We start from the raw sequence: 16,537 nt of genomic DNA, 5'->3' as shown, positions 1-16,537 counted from the left end.
TGCACACGAATTAGGGTGGCAGCAGTACGCAGGTGTGCAAGACCGAGACGGAGTCCGGTAGATCCGAAGATCTCCCGCGTACAGCTGCCATGACACTTAGCGCCTGAGATAAACCCAGGCGTAGAGAGTAAAGGCTATGCGTATTACCGTCGTCGGACTTGCACGTCCGGTCACCGAACATTCGATGACAGGGCGAGACTAGCTACCGAATCCGACGGAAACAAGGCCGTGGGATTCTCTAGGAATCGTCCCGCAAATGAAAGAGATCGGTCTTGCTGGCTATGGAATATCGGCCTTTTTTCAGCTCGTTCCCACGCTCTGCGTGGGAATGCCTCTTGCGACGCTCCGCGTTGCGATCAGCTCAGCGACCAAGTGTACGGGCGGTTTAAACAGGTTTTGTAACTTATGTTTATCCCTCTGCCTTTCTAGAATAAGCCTCCCATCTCCTGCCATAGAGCCGCCCAATGCCTGGCCCACGTCGCTTTCCCTTACCGTTGATCGCCGCTTTTTTTGCGTTGTATGTGATCTGGGGTTCCACTTACCTGGTGATTCGCATCGGCGTGGAGTACTGGCCGCCGTTGTTGCTGGCGGGGATTCGGTTTTGCACGGCGGGCGCGTTGATGTATGGCTACCTCAGGTGGCGTGGCGCGCCTGCGCCGACGTGGGCGCAGTGGAAGGCGGCCGGGATGATCGGCATTTTGCTGCTCACCGTGGGCAATGGCGGCGTCAGCGTGGCGGAACATATGGGCGTGTCGTCTGGCGTGGCCGCGTTGGCGGTGGCGACGGTACCGTTGTTTACCTTGTTGTTCGGTTTTTTCTGGGGCGCGCGTAATACGCGGCTGGAATGGGCCGGGGTGATCCTGGGGATTATCGGCATCGCCATGCTGAATATGGGCAGCACTCTGCAATCGAGCCCGATGGGCGCGGTGTTGCTGTTGATGGCGGCGGCTTCCTGGGCGTTCGGTTCGGTGTGGAGCCGCCACTTGCCGCTGCCCCAGGGCGCGATGGCGAGCGCTGCGGAGATGCTGGTGGCTGGCGTGGCATTGTTGATCGTCAGCGGCGTGTCGGGTGAGCATTTGCAGGCGATGCCGCCATTGGAAGGCTGGCTGGCCCTGGCCTATCTGACGGTGTTTGGCTCGATCATCGCCTTCAACGCCTACATGTACCTGCTCAAGCATGTGCGCCCGGCGGCGGCCACCAGCTATGCCTATGTGAACCCCGCAGTGGCGGTGTTGCTGGGGATTGTGTTCGTCGGCGAGTCCATCGGCCTGGAAGAAGCCCTGGCAATGCTGGTGATCATCAGTGCCGTATTGCTGATCAGCCTGCCGCAGTGGCGCAAGCCGAAGGCGGAAATAAGGTAAACTGCGGCGCATTACGCCCTTGCGCTGAATTTTTCCTACGGTAAACACATGACTTTCGCCTCCCTTGGCCTGATCGAACCCTTGCTGCGCGCCCTTGAGACGCTTGGCTACCAGACCCCGACGCCGGTGCAGGCGCAAGCCATTCCGGCGGTGCTGGCCGGTCGTGACCTGATGGCCGCGGCCCAGACCGGCACCGGCAAGACCGCCGGCTTTGCCTTGCCGCTGCTGCAGCTGCTGACGATGGAAGGGCCGAAAGTCGCCGCCAATTCGGCGCGTGCGCTGATACTGTGCCCCACCCGTGAACTGGCCGAGCAGGTTCACGCCAGCGTCGCCGAGTACGCCCAACACCTGCCATTGACCACTTACGCGGTGTATGGCGGCGTGAGCATCAACCCGCAGATGATGAAGCTGCGCAAGGGCGTGGACATCCTGGTTGCCACGCCCGGTCGCCTGATCGACCTGTTCCGCCAGAACGCGCTGAAACTCAATCAGCTGCAAACCCTGGTACTGGATGAAGCCGACCGCATGCTCGACCTGGGCTTCTCCGAAGAGCTTGCGAACATTTATCGCATGCTGCCGAAAAAGCGCCAGACCCTGCTGTTCTCCGCCACTTTCTCCGATGACATCCGCCTGCTGGCCGGGCAGATGCTCAACGACCCGCTGAGCATCGAAGTCAGCCCGCGCAACGTCGCCGCCAACACCGTGAAACAGTGGGTGGTGCCGGTGGATAAAAAGCGCAAGGCGGAGCTGTTCGTGCACCTGATGCGCAAGGGCCGTTGGAAACAGGTGCTGGTGTTTGCCAAAACCCGCAACGGCGTGGATGCGCTGGTGGATAAGTTGCAGGGGCTGGGCATCAACGCCGACGGCATCCATGGCGACAAACCCCAGGCCACCCGCCAGCGTGCGCTGGACCGCTTCAAGGCCAGCGACGTGCAGATTCTGGTAGCCACCGACGTGGCGGCCCGTGGCCTGGACATCGAAGACTTGCCGCTGGTGGTCAATTTCGACCTGCCGATCGTCGCGGAAGACTACATCCACCGCATCGGCCGCACCGGTCGCGCGGGCAACACCGGTGAGGCGATTTCGCTGGTGTGCGCCGATGAAGTGAACATGCTCTCGGCGATCGAGATGCTGACCCGCCAGACCCTGACCCGCAAGATGGAACCGGACTTCGAGCCGGAACACCGCGTGCCGGATACCGATGCCAGCGGGCAGGTGGTAAAGAAGCCGAAAAAGCCGAAGAAGCCCAAGTTGTCGGGTGGCGGTGGTAAGCGCAATTTGGGCAAGTGGGTGGACAGCGGCGACGTGGCGCCGGCGGAGCCTTCGATCAAGCCGGTGCGCAAAGTGCCGGTTTTCAACACCGGGCCGCGTAAGAAGAAGTGATTTTGCGGTGTGGCTGATGGCCTCATCGGGGGCAAGCCCCCTCCCACACTTGACTGTATTCACAAATCAAAATGTGGGAGGGGGCTTGCTCCCGATGGCGGCTTTGATTCCACCACACAGCTCAGCTATTAAGCCATTCCAACAGCCCAAGCCCAGCCGCCCGGCCACTGGCAAAACACCCCGTCAGCAAATACCCGCCGGTCGGCGCCTCCCAGTCCAGCATCTCCCCGGCACAAAACACGCCCGGCATTTGCTTGAGCATCAGCCGCTCATCCAACGCTTCGAACGGCACACCGCCGGCCGTGCTGATGGCTTCATCCAGTGGCCGCGTCCTGACCAGTTTCAATGGCAACGCTTTGATATCCACCGCCAACTGCGCCGGGTCATTGAAGTGCTCAGCAGGAGCCAGCTCGCGCAACAGCGCCGCCTTGACCCCATCCAGGCCCAATTGACTGTGCAAATGCTTGCTCATCGACCGCGACCCGCGCGGCTTGGCCAGTGCCGCCTGCACCTTGTGCAACGGCTTGCTCGGCAGCAGATCGATATGCACGGTGGCGGCGCCGTCGCGGTTGATCGTTTCCCGAATCGGCGCCGACAGCGCATAGATCAGGCTGCCTTCGATACCGGTGGCGGTCACTACGCATTCGCCCAGGCGAGGTTTAGCGTCGCCCAGCCCAATGGCGACGTTTTTCAACGGCGCCCCGGCGAATTTGCTGACCATCAAGTCGCTCCACGCCGACACCTCGAAACCGCAGTTGCTCGGCTGCAGGCGCACATAAGGCACGCCACGCTCTTCGAATAAATTGAGCCAGGCGCCATCGGAGCCCAGGCGCGACCAGCTGCCACCGCCCAAAGCCAGGAGCACCGCAGCGCTGCGCACGGTTTTCTCGCCCTCCGGGCTGTGGATAAGTAAGTCACCTTCGGCATTCCACCCCAGCCAACGATGCCGGGTGTGGATAACCACACCTTGTTCACGCAGGCGCTTGAGCCAGGCCCGCAGCAGCGGCGCGGCCTTCATGTCCGTAGGAAATACGCGGCCGGAGGTGCCGATAAAAGTTTCGATGCCCAGGCCGTGAATCCACTCGCACAATGCTTCGGCACCGAAGCTGCGCAATAACGGCGCCATGTGCGGCGCGCGGTCGGCATAGCGCGAGAGGAACGCCGGGTAGGCTTCGGAGTGGGTGATATTCATGCCGCCCACGCCGGCCAGCAGGAACTTGCGCCCCACGGAAGGCATGCCGTCATACAGCTCCACGCGCACGCCCGCCCGGCTCAGGACTTCTGCGGCCATCAGCCCGGCAGGGCCGCCGCCGATGATGGAGACAGGGTGAGGAGAAGTCTGAGGCATGGGCAGGGCTACGGTGCTGTGAATAGGCCGAGCATTCTACCCGACGAAGGCGTAGCTGCCTGATCAAAAAACGTACACTTTCCTACAAGCCATACGGCTAAACGCTTTCAGACCGTTACGCTCAAGTTATCCACAGCTGGTTCCACAGGCATTGTGGGTAACGTCCACAGTTCAATGACAACCTGATGACGTCCACACGCGCTGCGCGCTGTGGTGCAGGATGCCGTGGCGGCGGGCCAGGGCAGGGCGGTCCTTGCTGTAGCCGCCACCGATCACGCCCATCAGCGGAATGTCGCGGCCCAGGCAGTGACGCATCACGCTTTCATCGCGAGCGGCGACGCCGGCATCGGTCAGCTTGAGGTAACCGAGTGCGTCGTCCTTGTGTACATCCACGCCGGCGTCGTACAGCACCAGGTCCGGCTGGTAGAGCGGCAGCAGGTAGTTGAGCGCGTCATCGACCACCTTGAGGTAGTCGGCATCGCCCATGCCCATCGGCAACGGAATGTCCCAGTCGCTCTGCGCCTTGCGCGCCGGAAAGTTTTTTTCGCAGTGCAGCGATACGGTGATGGCGTCCGGCGTGTCATGCAGGATGCGCGCGGTGCCGTCGCCCTGGTGTACGTCGCAGTCGAAGATCAGCACACGGTTGACCCGGCCGCTGGCCAGCAGGTAATGGCTGATCACGGCCAGATCATTGAAGATGCAAAAGCCCGCCGGGTAATCGTAGTGGGCGTGATGGGTGCCACCGGCAAGGTGACAGGCCAGGCCGTGTTCCAGCGCCTGCTCAGCCGCGAGGATCGAGCCGCCCACCGCACGCACGGTGCGTCGCGCCAGGGCTTCGCTCCACGGCAGGCCGAGGCGCCGTTGGTCCTCGCGAGACAACTCGCCGCTCATATAGCGTTCGATATACCCAGGTTCATGGGCCAGGCCCAGAATCTCTGCCGTGCACAGCTGCGGGCGCAGCAAACGGCTGTCCTCGGTCAGGCCGCTGTCCACCAGGTGATCGCGCAACAGGCGAAACTTGTCCATGGGGAAGCGGTGGTCCGCCGGGAACTCGGGGCTGTAGTCATCGTGGTAGATCAATGGCAAGGGCATGGGATTTTCTGACTGGAATCTGCGTCGGATCTTACCAGCGCTGTACACTCACGCACATGGCAAGGGAGGGGACCCATGGAGCCGATACTGGAATTGGAAAGCGCACGCCTGATCATGCGCCAATGGCGTGACAGCGACCTGCTGGCCTTTGCGCAGATGTGCGCCGACCCGCAGGTGATGCGTTATTTCCCGGCTAAATTGAGCCACTTGGAAAGCGCTGCACTGATTGGCCGGATCCGCGGCCACTTCGCCGAATATGGTTTTGGCTTTTGGGCTTTGCAGCGCAAGGACACCGGTGAATTCATCGGCCTCACCGGGCTGCAGAACGTCAGTTTTGAAGCGAATTTCACCCCGGCGGTGGAAATCGGCTGGCGTCTGGCCCGCGAGCACTGGGGCCTGGGTTACGCCAGCGAGGCGGCCTGGACCGCATTGCGCTGTGGTTTCGATCGCTTGAGCCTGGATGAGGTCGTCGCCTTCACCACCGAAGCCAATCTGCCATCACAAAAAGTCATGCAGGCCATCGGTATGCATTACGATCCGCAGGCAGATTTCGAACACCCCAAAGTCGCAGCCGATGACCCGCTGCGTCCGCATGTTTTATACCGCATCACCCGCGCCCAATGGTTGGACACGCTGCACGGATAAGCAGCCCGGAATGCCCTATCGAGTTTAGGAGTTGCTCTATGAGCCAAGTATTGGAAGATCTGGTGGACTTGCTGACCCTGGAGCCGATCGAGGAAAACCTCTTTCGCGGCCGCAGCCAGGACCTGGGTTTTCGTCAACTGTTCGGCGGCCAGGTGCTTGGCCAATCGCTGTCGGCGGCCAGCCAGACTGTAGAAGAAGCGCGCCACGTACATTCGCTGCACGGTTATTTCCTGCGCCCAGGCGACGCCGCGTTGCCGGTGGTGTATTCGGTGGACCGTGTGCGCGACGGCGGCAGTTTCAGCACGCGCCGCGTCACGGCGATCCAGAAGGGCCACCCGATTTTCACCTGCACCACTTCGTTCCAGTACGACGAAGCAGGCTTCGAACACCAGACCACCATGCCCGTGGTGGTCGGCCCGGAGAACCTGCCGTCGGAGCTGGAGCTGACTCAACAGCGTGCGCACCTGATCCCGGAGCATATGCGCGACAAGCTGCTGTGCCCCAAGCCCATCGAAGTGCGGCCTGTTACCGAAAAAGACCCGTTCAACCCGCAGCCGTCCGACCCGGTCAAGTACGTGTGGTTTCGTGCCGACGGCGCCCTGGCCGATGCGCCGGCGTTGCATAAATACCTGCTGGCCTACGCCTCGGACTTCGGCCTGTTGACCACCTCGCTGCTGCCCCATGGCAAGACCGTGTGGCACAAAGATATGCAGGTCGCCAGCCTCGACCACGCGCTGTGGTTCCACGCTGATCTGCGCGCCGATGATTGGTTGCTGTATGCCATGGACAGCCCATGGGCTGGCAATTCCAGGGGCTTTTCCCGGGGCAGCGTGTACAACCGCGCCGGGCAACTGGTGGCGTCGGTGACCCAGGAAGGCTTGATTCGCCATCGCAAGGACTGGGCATGAGCCTGGCCGACGTCCGGCATTGGGTGTTTGATATGGACGGCACCCTCACGGTGGCCGTGCATGATTTTGCGGCCATCCGGGTTGCGCTGGAGATTCCTGCTGAAGACGATATTCTCACGCACCTTGCCGCATTGCCGGCGGATATCGCGGCGGCCAAGCATGCCTGGTTGCTGGAACACGAGCGCGAACTGGCGCTGGGTTCGGTCGCCGCCGCGGGCGCGGTGGAACTGGTGCGCGAGCTGGCCGCACGCGGTTATCGCCTGGGAATTTTGACGCGTAATGCGCAGGAACTGGCGCATGTCACCCTGGCAGCGATTGGCTTGGCGGACTGTTTTGCCGCCGATGACGTGCTGGGGCGTGAGGACGCACCGCCCAAGCCGGATCCGGGCGGCCTGTTGAAGCTGGCGGCGGCCTGGGATGTCGCACCGAGCGAGATGGTGATGGTTGGCGATTACCGCTTCGACCTGGATTGCGGCCGGGCGGCCGGGACGCGGACGGTGCTGGTTAATTTGCCGCAGAACCCGTGGCCGGAGTTGGCGGATTGGCATGCCGAGGATTGTGCGGCGTTGCGCCGAATGATCTAGCCCAGGCAATGAAGATCAACTGTGGGAGGGGGCTTGCCCCCGATAGCGGTCTGTCAGCTAAATATGTGCTGGCTGACAGACCGCCATCGGGGGCAAGCCCCCTCCCACATTTTGAGCCGGTTTCTTCAGTCAGTGCGGGAACAGCACGTTCTGACCCTGCGGCGAGGTAAACATTTTATCCCCGTCATGCCCCACTCCCGGTACTTCTACCAGCCTGTGACCCAACTGCGGATGCCGCTGCTTGAGGGCGTCAAAATAGTTGTGCCCGCGAATCAGCCTATACGCACCCTGGGTTTCGGCTTCGCAGCTTTTGTCCAGCGCCGGGTGGTTGGGGTCGGTGTCTTGTTGGCCCAGCAGGTACGTGACATCGCGTGAAACATAAGCCTGCTCCAGTTGCTCGGCGCCCTGGCCCTTGGCGTAGTCCGGTACACCTTGCATGCCGTACTTCCAGTCGTTGAAATCAGGGCAACCGGCCGTTTCGAACTTCACCGGGCGTTGTGGGCTGAAGTAGGCGTAGGACGATGGGTTGGCCACCACATACCGCAGGCGGATGCCTTCGGTCTGCAGCATTGGGTGAGCGTGGCCGGTGACCGCGAAGCGCTGTACCACCTGGCCGCCACCGGAATGGCCGGCGACGACGATTTCTTTCAGGTGCGGGAACAGTGCGCGGTTGCCCAGGTGTTGGATGATCTGGTCGAGGGCGCCAAAAGAGCTGACCGCGCCCGGACCGATGGACGGCGCGCCGGCCATCCAATCATTGCCCTTCCAACGCAGCACCTGGTCATCCAGGTGGTGACGTTTCACGTCCGCCTGGTTGAGAAACTGCGGCGCGATCACCAGCACATGTCCCCCAACCCCGGCATGGGCGGCGGCATCGATACCGCTTTTCAGATAGGTCTGCGCATTGCGCAGGCGGCCATGCACGATAATCAGCGCGCGCGTGACCTCCGGCAGCGGCTGGCGCCAATCCTGGCTCAAGCCCAGGCTGAGATCGCCCGCATCCACATGAAGACGGTCAGGGCTGACCAGGTTGACGCCGTGTTCGCCAGCCAACGCTGAACAGGACATCAACCACGCCAGCAGCCAGCCCACGCGTTTATGCATTTAAAGGCTCTTGGCCGTAAAGGTGTCGCATTGGGAGATTTGGCCCTGGGCGAAGCCGGTCTTGAACCAGCGCACGCGCTGAGCCGACGTGCCGTGGGTAAACGAGTCCGGCACCACGCGCCCTTGGCCCTGTTGCTGCAGGCGGTCGTCGCCAATGGCGTTGGCGGCATTCAGTGCTTCTTCGATATCGCCGGGTTCCAGCCAATTCAGGCGCTTTTGCGCGCGGTTGGCCCAGACGCCGGCAAAGCAGTCGGCTTGCAGCTCCTGGCGGACCAGCAGGCCGCCGTCGCCTTGCATCGGCCGACCCTGCTGGCGCGCGGCCTGGATCTTGGACGAGATGCCAAGCAGGGTTTGTACGTGATGCCCGACTTCGTGGGCGATCACATACGCCTGGGCGAAATCGCCTGCGGCCTGGAAGCGTTGCGACATTTCACGGAAGAAATCCAGGTCCAGGTACACCTGCTGGTCAGCCGGGCAATAGAACGGGCCGCTGGCCGAGGTGGCGCCTTCGCAGGCGGAGTTCACCCGGCCACGGAACAGGATCAGTTTCGGGTTCTTGTAAGCCAGGCCGTTCTCCTGGAACACCTGGCCCCAGGTGTCTTCGGTATCGCCCAGCACCGCGCGCACGAAGTCGGCCTGCTCGTCGTTGGCCGGCGGAGCCTGACGCGATTGCGTGCTGACCGACGGCGCCTGCTCCATCTGGCCGGTCAATTGGCCGAGGATCTGCATCGGGTCCTGGCCGGTGAGCCAGCCGATGCCGACGATCAGCACGATAGCGGTCAGGCTCAGGCCCTTGCCGCCACCGAAGCGCATCCCGCCACCGCCGCCACCGCCGCTGTCATCGCGGGCATCCACCACGTTGTCGCTGCGTCGGCCTTTTTTCCATAGCATGGGGCAATCCTCTTGTTAACGGTCCGGCAAAAATATGGATGGAGTATGGTCGTAGTTAGCGGCAATAGCCTTCGCCGCTGGCGACAATCAGGCAGTCTTTTTTATCGGCCAGCCATTTCAAGCCAGTGGCTGCGCCATCCCCGGCGCGCAGCACCTGCGGGCCGTCAGGGCGGGTAAAGGCGATGCCATCATCGGTTGCCTGGCCTTTGAACGTGCCCGAAGCGTCGGCATCCAGGCCATACTGCATGGTCAGAAGGTAGTGGCCGCGGCCGATGCTGTCGTCCTTGGCGATGTTCAGGTTCAAGCCTTCGACGCCGATCCACTTGCCCACCCATTTATCGGTGGGTGGGGTTTCCGGTACCAGGGTCGCCTGCACAGACGCGGGGGCGGGCTTGGGGCCTTCTTTCGGCGTTTTATCGCAGGCAGAGAGCAGGGCGAGGGCAGACAGCGCAAACAGGATTTTTTTCATAGCGGCAGGGCCTTGATTAAAAAGTGTGCAACGCCGGGGCGCGCGTGCTGGGTTGGACTCAAATCCACTGATTTAGTGCGCTGTTCGCCCGGTGTTTGGTTATGCTCTTGGGGCAGACGCATGCCCGGCTGCTAGATTACTTCGGTTGAGTGCCACCGTGTTCAGCTCGCCACACAAGAGAATTCAATGACTGTCAGTACCCCGCTTTCCGGCGTCAATCATCCCTTCAAAGGCATCCTGCTGATTGTGCTGGCGACGTTCCTGTTCTCCAGCCACGACGCCCTGTCCAAATACCTGGCCGGGTTCTACCCGATCGTGATGGTGGTGTGGGCGCGGTACATGGTGCACACGCTGCTGATGGCCGGGATCTTCCTGCCGCAATCGGGCCTGCGCGTGCTGCGCAGCAAGCGGCCGGGGATGCAGGTGGTGCGGGCGTTGTGCTTGTTGGGCACCAGCCTGTTCTTCACCACGGCGCTGCATTACATCCCGTTGGCGGAAGCCACGGCGGTGAACTTCCTTGCGCCGATCCTGGTGACCGCGCTCTCGGTGCCCCTGCTCGGCGAGCACGTCACGCGCGGCCAATGGCTGGCGGTGATCTGCGGGTTTATCGGCGTGGTGATCATCATCCATCCGGGCGGCGAGCTGTTCACCCCGGCGGTGCTGTTGCCGCTGTGCTCGGCACTGTTCTTCTGCTTCTACCAACTGCTCACGCGCATCCTCAGCCAATACGACAGCCCCACCACCAGCAACTTCTTCGCCGGCCTGTGCAACACCCTGGTGATGAGCGCGATGGTGCCGTTCTTCTGGCAGGTGCCGACCCTGTGGCATGGGGTGATGATGCTGGCGCTGGGCACCTGCGGGATGACCGCGCACTTGATGCTCACCCAGGCGTTCCGCTTCGCGGCGCCGGCCTTGCTGGCGCCGTTCGGCTATTGCCAGATCGTGTTTGCGGGGTTGTTGGGTTGGCTGGTGTTCAGTCATACCCCCGACATGACCACGGTGGTCGGTATCGGGGTGATCTGCATGAGCGGCTTGGCCGCTGCCTGGCAGCAGCGGCGGCGTTGATTACACCTCTACCGTAGGAATCTTGCGCGGCGCCATGAAGTACATCCACACCAGTGCGATGAAATACATCGCCGGAATCAGGGTGAACAACAGCGTGTAGTTGTTGTTGGTCACGGTCAGGATATGGCCGACGATCTGGGTCATGAACATGCCGCCGATGGCCGCGCACATGCCGCCGAAGCCGAACACCGTGCTCATCATGTGCTTGGGCGTGTAGTCCATCACCAGGCTCCAGATGTTGGCGGTCCAGGCCTGGTGCGCGCCGATGGCCAGGGAGATGGCGAACACCGCGACCCACAGCTGGCTGGAACCGGCCGCCATGATCACGCCGACGATGCAGCAGGCGAACAAGAACATCGACAGCAGCCGTGCCTTGATCGGGTTCATCCCGCGACCGATCAGGAACGAGGACAGAATGCCGCCGCCCACGCTGCCGAAGTCGGCGGTGAGGTAGATGATGATCAGCGGAATGCCCATCTGCGTCACGTTGATGCCCAGGTTGTATTGCTGGTTCAGGAATGGCGGCAGCCAGTACAGGTAGAACCAGAACACCGGCGCGGTCAGCGAGTACGCCAGCGCGAAGGCCCAGGTGCCGCGCATGCGCAGGATGCGGCTGAACGGTACGCGGGGTTGTTCCGGCTCGACTTCCTGTTGCACGTAGTCCAATTCGGATTGTTTAACGGTGGGATGCTCTTCCGGGTTGTAGTACTTCAAGCCCCACAACACCAGCCAGATACCCCCGAGCGCCGACATGCACAGGAACGCCGCCTGCCAGCCCCACACGTGCAGAATCAACGGCAGCAGCATGGGCGTCATCATCGCGCCGACGTTGGTGCCGGCGTTGAAGATACCGGTTGCCACCGCGCGCTCGCCGGCCGGGAACCACAGGCGCGTGGTTTTCACGCACGCCGGGTAGTTGGCGGCCTCGGTCAACCCGAGGATAAACCGGCAGACCATGAAGCCGACAGCTGAGGTAGCCAGGCCGTGCGCGCCGGTGGCCAGGCTCCACAGCAGCACCGCGCAGAAAAACACGCGCTTGACGCCTACCCGGTCGATCAAGCGGCCTTGCAGCACAAAGCCGATGGCGTAGCCGACCTGGAACCAGAAGTTAATGTTGGCGTAGTCCATCGCCGTCCAGCTCATTTCCTTGGCCAGAATCGGTTGCATCACGCCCAGGGCGGCGCGGTCGATGTAGTTGAGGGTGGTGGCGAAGAACACCAGGGCCAGCATGCCCCAGCGGGTTTTACCCACGGCCAGGGCGCCGCGGATCTTGTCGCCGATGCCGGCGTGCGGGGTGCCGGGGCGCGCGGCCAGGGCGGAATTTTGCAGAGGCATGAGGTCGTACCCGTTTTTGAAATTTTTATGGTGTGATCTGGGTCTTGGTGCAAGGTCGATGGTGCGCAGTGGTTAAAAAGTCGTCAATTCATCAAAGGGGCATAGTGTTCGATAATCGCACCAAAAACTAACCGGTTCGTACATTTTAATTGCCGCGTGTAGGCTGTGGGCGAATAATTTGCCATAAACAACAATTGCCGGGAGTGACCCATGCAACGTTCCATCGCTACCGTGTCGTTGAGCGGCACCCTGCCGGAAAAGCTCGAAGCCATTGCCGCCGCCGGGTTTGATGGCGTTGAGATCTTTGAAAACGACCTGCTGTACTACGACGGCAGCCCGCGTGAAGTCCGGCAAATGTGCGCCGACTTGGGCATCGCCATTACCTTGTTCCAGCCGTTTCGAGACTTCGAGGGCTGCCGCCGTGATCGTCTGGCACGCAACCTCGAGCGCGCCGAGCGCAAATTCGATCTGATGCAGGAGCTGGGCACCGACCTGGTGCTGGTGTGCAGTAATGCCTCGGCCGATTGCGTGGGCGATGAACGCATCCTGCTGGACGACCTCAGCCTGCTGGCCGAACACGCGGGCCGCCGTGGCTTGCGAATCGGCTATGAAGCGCTGGCCTGGGGCAAACATGTGAACACCTGGCAGCAGGTGTGGAACCTGGTGCGTCAGGTGGATCATCCCAGCCTGGGTGTGCTGCTCGACAGCTTCCACACCCTGTCGCTCAAGGGCGACCCAAGTGCCATCGCCGAGATCCCCGGCGACAAAATCTTCTTCGTGCAAATGGCCGACGCGCCGATCCTGGCCATGGATGTGCTGGAGTGGAGCCGGCATTTTCGCTGCTTCCCCGGCCAGGGTGAGTTCGACCTGGCTGGGTTTCTCGCGCCGATCATCCAGAGTGGCTACACCGGGCCGTTGTCCCTGGAGATTTTCAACGACGGCTTTCGCGCCGCACCGACTCGGGCCAATGCGGCGGATGGTTTGCGCTCGCTGCTGTATCTGGAAGAGAAAACCCGCCAGCGCCTGGCGGCGGAACAACCCGCCGCGCCCGTGGATATCCTGTTCGAGACCCCGGCGGCCAGCGAGTACGACGGCATCGAATTCCTCGAATTTGCGGTGGATGAAAGCCTCGGCGCCAAGCTGACCCATTGGTTGGAACGCCTGGGCTTCGCCAAGGCCGGCCAGCATCGCTCCAAGAACGTGAGCCTGTTGCGCCAGGGCGATATCAACCTGATCCTCAATTGCGAACCTTATTCCTTTGCCCACAACTTTTTCGAGGCCCATGGGCCGTCGTTGTGTGCCACGGCGATTCGGGTCAAGGACAGCGCCAAGGCGCTGGAGCGGGCGGTGGCCTACAAGGGCCAGCCCTATCGCGGCCTGGTCGGGCCCAATGAACTGGAGTTGGCGGCCGTACGGGCGCCGGATGGCAGCTTGATTTACCTGGTGGACCAAAGCGAAGGCGGGCTATACGACACCGATTTCAACCTGCAACCCGTCACCGCCAGCGGCGGCTTGCTGCGCATCGACCATATGGCCATGGCCCTGCCGGCCGACAGCCTCGACAGCTGGGTGCTGTTCTACAAAAGCTTGCTGGACTTTGAAGCCGATGACGAAGTGGTGCTGCCCGATCCTTACGGCCTGGTCAAAAGCCGCGCACTGCGCAGCCGCTGCAGTTCGATTCGCCTGCCGCTGAATATTTCCGAGAACCGCAATACCGCCATTTCCCACGCGCTTTCGAGTTATCGCGGCTCGGGCGTGCACCACATTGCCTTCGATTGCGCGGATATTTTCGCCGAGGTGCGCCGGGCCAAGGAGGCCGGGGTGCCGCTGTTGGATATCCCGCTCAACTACTACGACGATTTGGCCGCACGCTTTGATTTCGACGATGAGTTCCTCAGCGAACTGGCGTACTACAACGTGCTGTACGACCGCGACGCCCAGGGCGGTGAGCTGTTTCATGTCTACACCGAAGCCTTCGAGGGCCGGTTTTTCTTCGAGATCATCCAGCGCAAGAACGGCTATGCCGGGTACGGCGCGGCCAACGTGGCGGTGCGTTTGGCGGCAATGGCCAAGTCGCGCAGCGGTGCGGTGCGTCAGGCACGTTTATAACGGTGGGGAGGTGCTTCCTTCGGGGAGCGCCTCGGCCCATAATCGGGCCTGCATAAAAACGCCGTGAGCGCACCATGACCCTGACTCCCGACCTCTCTGCCGTGTCAGACGCACCGCGCAAGAGTCGCAAGAACAATCCGGAAAAGACCCGCGAGAATATTCTCCAGGAAGCCATTGTCGAGTTCGTTCAGCAGGGCCTGTCCGGCGCCCGCGTGGACGCCATCGCCGAGCGCATCCACACCTCCAAGCGCATGATCTATTACTACTTCGGCAGCAAGGAGCAGCTCTACGTCGAGGTGCTGGAGAAGCTCTACGGCGATATTCGCAACACCGAGACCCGCATGAACCTCACGGCCCTGGAACCGCGCGAAGCGATCCGCCGGCTGGTGGAGTTCACCTTCGACCACCATGACCAGAACGTGGATTTCGTGCGCATTGTCAGCATCGAAAATATCCACAATGCCGAGTACGTAAAGCGCACCAGTACGATCAAGGACATGAACAGCAAAATCCTCGAGGGGCTCGGTGAGACCCTGCGTCGCGGCGCTGAAATGGGGCTGTTTCGCGAAGGGTTGGAGCCGCTGGATGTGCATCTGTTGATCAACTCGTTCAGTTTTTACCGTGTCTCCAACCGGCATACCTTCAGTGAGATTTTTCAGATTGAACTGTCGGATGAGGCGATCAAGCAGCGGCATCGCGAGATGATCTGCGAATCGGTGTTGCGTTACCTGCAAGCTTGAATACACCGAGTGACCATTGTGGGAGGGGGCTTGCCCCCGATTGCGGTCTGTCAGCTGAGCATGTGCTGACTGATACACCGCTATCGGGGGCAAGCCCCCTCCCACATTTTCGGTCCGGTTTCTACTGCTGGCTGTTCATACTCTGAAAATGCGCCAACATCCTGCCAGCATCTGCCGCTTCGCCACTGAACAACTCAAACGCCTTCACTGCCTGAAACACCGCCATATTGCCGCCATCCAACGTGCGGCAACCCAAGGCGCGTGCGTCGCGCAGCAACTCGGTTTCCAATGGGAAATACACGATTTCCGCCACCCACAACCCTGCATGTAATAACGCGGCGGGCACCGGTGTGCCGGGCAGCTTGGCCATGCCCATTGGTGTGGTGTTGACCAGGCCGTTCGCCTGCGCCATGGCGTTGGTCAAGTCGCCGCCGACCTGGGCACGACCGTTGCCAAAACGCCGAGCGAGGTTATCCACAAGCTCGCGGGCGCGGAGGCTGTCCAAGTCAAAAATGCTCAGCTGTTCAACGCCCTCGGCCAGCAGCGCATGCGCCACTGCCGCGCCTGCGCCGCCGGCGCCCATCTGCACCACGCGCTGGCGTGGCACATCACTCAAGTTGCGTCGGAAACCCTCAGCAAACCCCAGGCAATCGGTGTTATGGCCGATGCGCTTGCCATCCTTGAACACTACGGTGTTGACCGCGCCAATGCCCTTAGCCTCGTCGGACAATTCATCGAGCAACGGCAGGATCGCCTGCTTGCACGGGTAGGTAATGTTCAAGCCGGTGAAGTGCATCTGCTCGGCGGCACGCAGCAGCTCGGGCAGGGCGTGGCTGTCCAGGCGCAGCGCTTCCAGGTCGATCAGGCGATACAGGTAGCGCAGCCCCTGGGCGTCACCTTCCTGTTCATGCAGAGCGGGCGTGCGGGAGGCCTGGATGCCGGCGCCAATCAGGCCGGCGAGAACGCGCGGTTTCATCAGGCGCATCCTTTCAACGAGTGGCTGAAATGTTCCAGGGCCAAGTGATAGCCATGGCTGCCAAACCCGGCCAGCACCGCCTTGGCGATGGGCGAGACAAAGGAGTGATGACGAAACGCCTCACGGGCATGCACGTTGGATAAATGCACTTCGATCACCGGCACTTCGCTGGCCACCAGCGCATCGCGAATCGCCACCGAGGTATGAGTCCAGGCCGCCGGGTTGATCACGATCCCGGCGCAACGGGCGCGGGCGGCGTGGATCCAGTCGAGCAGTTCACCCTCGTGATTGGTCTGGCGAAACTCGATGGTCAGCCCGAGCTTTTCCGCGCTGCGCCCGCACAGGGCGGCGATATCGGCCAGGGTTTCGTGGCCATAGGTGGCAGGCTCGCGGGTACCGAGCAGGTTGAGGTTGGGGCCGTTGAGCACCAGCACGATAGGCGGCATAGAGGGGTCTCCACAGTTTTTATTGGTTGTGGAGACAAAATGTACTGAATGGTTAGTTTGGTCAAATGAAGTCACTGGATC

The 16,537-nt window shown here is 61.8% G+C and carries 16 protein-coding genes; 8 read left to right on the top strand and 8 right to left on the bottom strand.

Going from position 1 to position 16,537, the window contains the following annotated elements:
* The first annotated feature begins 464 nt into the window (after positions 1 to 464).
* Positions 465 to 1,361, top strand: a complete 897-nt coding sequence (gene yedA, locus C4J88_RS23505) for a drug/metabolite exporter YedA (protein WP_124405362.1) — start codon at positions 465 to 467, stop codon at positions 1,359 to 1,361.
* 48 nt (positions 1,362 to 1,409) lie between these two features.
* Positions 1,410 to 2,744: a DEAD/DEAH box helicase gene (locus C4J88_RS23500; protein ID WP_124408246.1), complete on the top strand. Its 1,335-nt coding sequence runs from the start codon at positions 1,410 to 1,412 to the stop codon at positions 2,742 to 2,744.
* Positions 2,745 to 2,865: 121 nt separating this feature from the next.
* On the opposite strand, the gene C4J88_RS23495 is transcribed toward C4J88_RS23500, so the two are convergent.
* Positions 2,866 to 4,092: a TIGR03862 family flavoprotein gene (locus C4J88_RS23495; protein ID WP_124408245.1), complete on the bottom strand. Its 1,227-nt coding sequence runs from the start codon at positions 4,090 to 4,092 to the stop codon at positions 2,866 to 2,868.
* A 171-nt stretch (positions 4,093 to 4,263) separates the two neighbouring features.
* Positions 4,264 to 5,184, bottom strand: coding sequence for a histone deacetylase (locus C4J88_RS23490; protein ID WP_124408244.1), 921 nt, complete (start codon positions 5,182 to 5,184; stop codon positions 4,264 to 4,266).
* 75 nt (positions 5,185 to 5,259) lie between these two features.
* On the opposite strand from C4J88_RS23490, the gene C4J88_RS23485 reads away from it, so the two are divergent.
* From C4J88_RS23485 to C4J88_RS23475, 3 genes are read left to right on the top strand one after another with little or no spacing between them, the layout of a single operon-like run.
* Positions 5,260 to 5,829: a GNAT family N-acetyltransferase gene (locus C4J88_RS23485; RefSeq protein WP_124405360.1), complete on the top strand. Its 570-nt coding sequence runs from the start codon at positions 5,260 to 5,262 to the stop codon at positions 5,827 to 5,829.
* A 38-nt stretch (positions 5,830 to 5,867) separates the two neighbouring features.
* Positions 5,868 to 6,737 carry an acyl-CoA thioesterase II gene (tesB, locus tag C4J88_RS23480; RefSeq protein ID WP_124364513.1) on the top strand — a complete coding sequence of 290 codons (870 nt, stop codon included), beginning with the start codon at positions 5,868 to 5,870 and terminating at the stop codon, positions 6,735 to 6,737.
* A complete protein-coding gene (locus C4J88_RS23475; protein WP_124408243.1) occupies positions 6,734 to 7,321 on the top strand; it encodes an HAD family hydrolase in 588 nt (195 codons plus the stop codon). The genes tesB and C4J88_RS23475 overlap by 4 nt, the downstream gene beginning before the upstream one ends.
* 129 nt (positions 7,322 to 7,450) lie before the next feature.
* Here C4J88_RS23475 and C4J88_RS23470 read toward each other — a convergent pair whose 3' ends face one another.
* From C4J88_RS23470 to C4J88_RS23460, 3 genes are read right to left on the bottom strand one after another with little or no spacing between them, the layout of a single operon-like run.
* Positions 7,451 to 8,425, bottom strand: a complete 975-nt coding sequence (locus C4J88_RS23470; protein ID WP_124408242.1) for an alpha/beta hydrolase — start codon at positions 8,423 to 8,425, stop codon at positions 7,451 to 7,453.
* Complete coding sequence (locus tag C4J88_RS23465) at positions 8,426 to 9,316, bottom strand: neutral zinc metallopeptidase (protein WP_124408241.1); 891 nt, start codon at positions 9,314 to 9,316, stop codon at positions 8,426 to 8,428. It lies immediately after the preceding gene.
* Positions 9,317 to 9,371: 55 nt separating this feature from the next.
* Positions 9,372 to 9,785 (bottom strand): lipoprotein, encoded by a 414-nt coding sequence (locus C4J88_RS23460; RefSeq protein WP_124408240.1) that lies wholly within the window; start codon positions 9,783 to 9,785, stop codon positions 9,372 to 9,374.
* A 186-nt stretch (positions 9,786 to 9,971) separates the two neighbouring features.
* Between C4J88_RS23460 and C4J88_RS23455 the strand changes: the two genes are divergently transcribed.
* Positions 9,972 to 10,850 (top strand): DMT family transporter, encoded by an 879-nt coding sequence (locus C4J88_RS23455; RefSeq protein WP_124408239.1) that lies wholly within the window; start codon positions 9,972 to 9,974, stop codon positions 10,848 to 10,850.
* On the opposite strand, the gene C4J88_RS23450 is transcribed toward C4J88_RS23455, so the two are convergent.
* Positions 10,851 to 12,185, bottom strand: a complete 1,335-nt coding sequence (locus C4J88_RS23450; protein WP_124408238.1) for an MFS transporter — start codon at positions 12,183 to 12,185, stop codon at positions 10,851 to 10,853.
* Between the two features lie 210 nt (positions 12,186 to 12,395).
* On the opposite strand from C4J88_RS23450, the gene quiC reads away from it, so the two are divergent.
* Together quiC and C4J88_RS23440 are read left to right on the top strand one after the other, a co-directional pair.
* A complete protein-coding gene (gene quiC, locus C4J88_RS23445) occupies positions 12,396 to 14,294 on the top strand; it encodes a 3-dehydroshikimate dehydratase QuiC (protein ID WP_124364507.1) in 1,899 nt (632 codons plus the stop codon).
* A gap of 74 nt (positions 14,295 to 14,368) precedes the next feature.
* Positions 14,369 to 15,034: a TetR/AcrR family transcriptional regulator gene (locus C4J88_RS23440; protein ID WP_124364506.1), complete on the top strand. Its 666-nt coding sequence runs from the start codon at positions 14,369 to 14,371 to the stop codon at positions 15,032 to 15,034.
* Positions 15,035 to 15,155: 121 nt separating this feature from the next.
* Here C4J88_RS23440 and C4J88_RS23435 read toward each other — a convergent pair whose 3' ends face one another.
* Together C4J88_RS23435 and aroQ are read right to left on the bottom strand one after the other, a co-directional pair.
* Positions 15,156 to 16,010 carry a shikimate dehydrogenase gene (locus C4J88_RS23435; RefSeq protein WP_124408237.1) on the bottom strand — a complete coding sequence of 285 codons (855 nt, stop codon included), beginning with the start codon at positions 16,008 to 16,010 and terminating at the stop codon, positions 15,156 to 15,158.
* On the bottom strand, positions 16,010 to 16,456 hold the full coding sequence (aroQ, locus tag C4J88_RS23430) for a type II 3-dehydroquinate dehydratase (protein WP_124364504.1): 447 nt from the start codon (positions 16,454 to 16,456) through the stop codon (positions 16,010 to 16,012). Before aroQ ends, C4J88_RS23435 begins: the two co-directional genes overlap by 1 nt.
* Between the last annotated feature and the right edge of the window lie 81 nt (positions 16,457 to 16,537).

The organism is Pseudomonas sp. R4-39-08 (genome assembly GCF_003852275.1).
Classification (GTDB): Bacteria; Pseudomonadota; Gammaproteobacteria; order Pseudomonadales; family Pseudomonadaceae; genus Aquipseudomonas.
Note: the sequence above shows the minus strand (reverse complement) of the source record. Positions and strands in the feature narration are given on the sequence as shown.

Excerpts from the sequence above, each read along its gene's own strand:
- C4J88_RS23440 (WP_124364506.1), top strand. The coding sequence starts at position 14,369 with ATGACCCTGACTCCCGACCTCTCTGCCGTGTCAGACGCACCGCGCAAG.
- yedA (WP_124405362.1), top strand. The coding sequence starts at position 465 with ATGCCTGGCCCACGTCGCTTTCCCTTACCGTTGATCGCCGCTTTTTTT.
- quiC (WP_124364507.1), top strand. The coding sequence starts at position 12,396 with ATGCAACGTTCCATCGCTACCGTGTCGTTGAGCGGCACCCTGCCGGAA.
- tesB (WP_124364513.1), top strand. The coding sequence starts at position 5,868 with ATGAGCCAAGTATTGGAAGATCTGGTGGACTTGCTGACCCTGGAGCCG.
- C4J88_RS23455 (WP_124408239.1), top strand. The coding sequence starts at position 9,972 with ATGACTGTCAGTACCCCGCTTTCCGGCGTCAATCATCCCTTCAAAGGC.
- C4J88_RS23495 (WP_124408245.1), bottom strand. The coding sequence starts at position 4,092 with ATGCCTCAGACTTCTCCTCACCCTGTCTCCATCATCGGCGGCGGCCCT.
- C4J88_RS23465 (WP_124408241.1), bottom strand. The coding sequence starts at position 9,316 with ATGCTATGGAAAAAAGGCCGACGCAGCGACAACGTGGTGGATGCCCGC.
- C4J88_RS23470 (WP_124408242.1), bottom strand. The coding sequence starts at position 8,425 with ATGCATAAACGCGTGGGCTGGCTGCTGGCGTGGTTGATGTCCTGTTCA.
- C4J88_RS23485 (WP_124405360.1), top strand. The coding sequence starts at position 5,260 with ATGGAGCCGATACTGGAATTGGAAAGCGCACGCCTGATCATGCGCCAA.
- C4J88_RS23460 (WP_124408240.1), bottom strand. The coding sequence starts at position 9,785 with ATGAAAAAAATCCTGTTTGCGCTGTCTGCCCTCGCCCTGCTCTCTGCC.
- C4J88_RS23450 (WP_124408238.1), bottom strand. The coding sequence starts at position 12,185 with ATGCCTCTGCAAAATTCCGCCCTGGCCGCGCGCCCCGGCACCCCGCAC.
- C4J88_RS23490 (WP_124408244.1), bottom strand. The coding sequence starts at position 5,184 with ATGCCCTTGCCATTGATCTACCACGATGACTACAGCCCCGAGTTCCCG.
- aroQ (WP_124364504.1), bottom strand. The coding sequence starts at position 16,456 with ATGCCGCCTATCGTGCTGGTGCTCAACGGCCCCAACCTCAACCTGCTC.
- C4J88_RS23435 (WP_124408237.1), bottom strand. The coding sequence starts at position 16,010 with ATGAAACCGCGCGTTCTCGCCGGCCTGATTGGCGCCGGCATCCAGGCC.
- C4J88_RS23475 (WP_124408243.1), top strand. The coding sequence starts at position 6,734 with ATGAGCCTGGCCGACGTCCGGCATTGGGTGTTTGATATGGACGGCACC.
- C4J88_RS23500 (WP_124408246.1), top strand. The coding sequence starts at position 1,410 with ATGACTTTCGCCTCCCTTGGCCTGATCGAACCCTTGCTGCGCGCCCTT.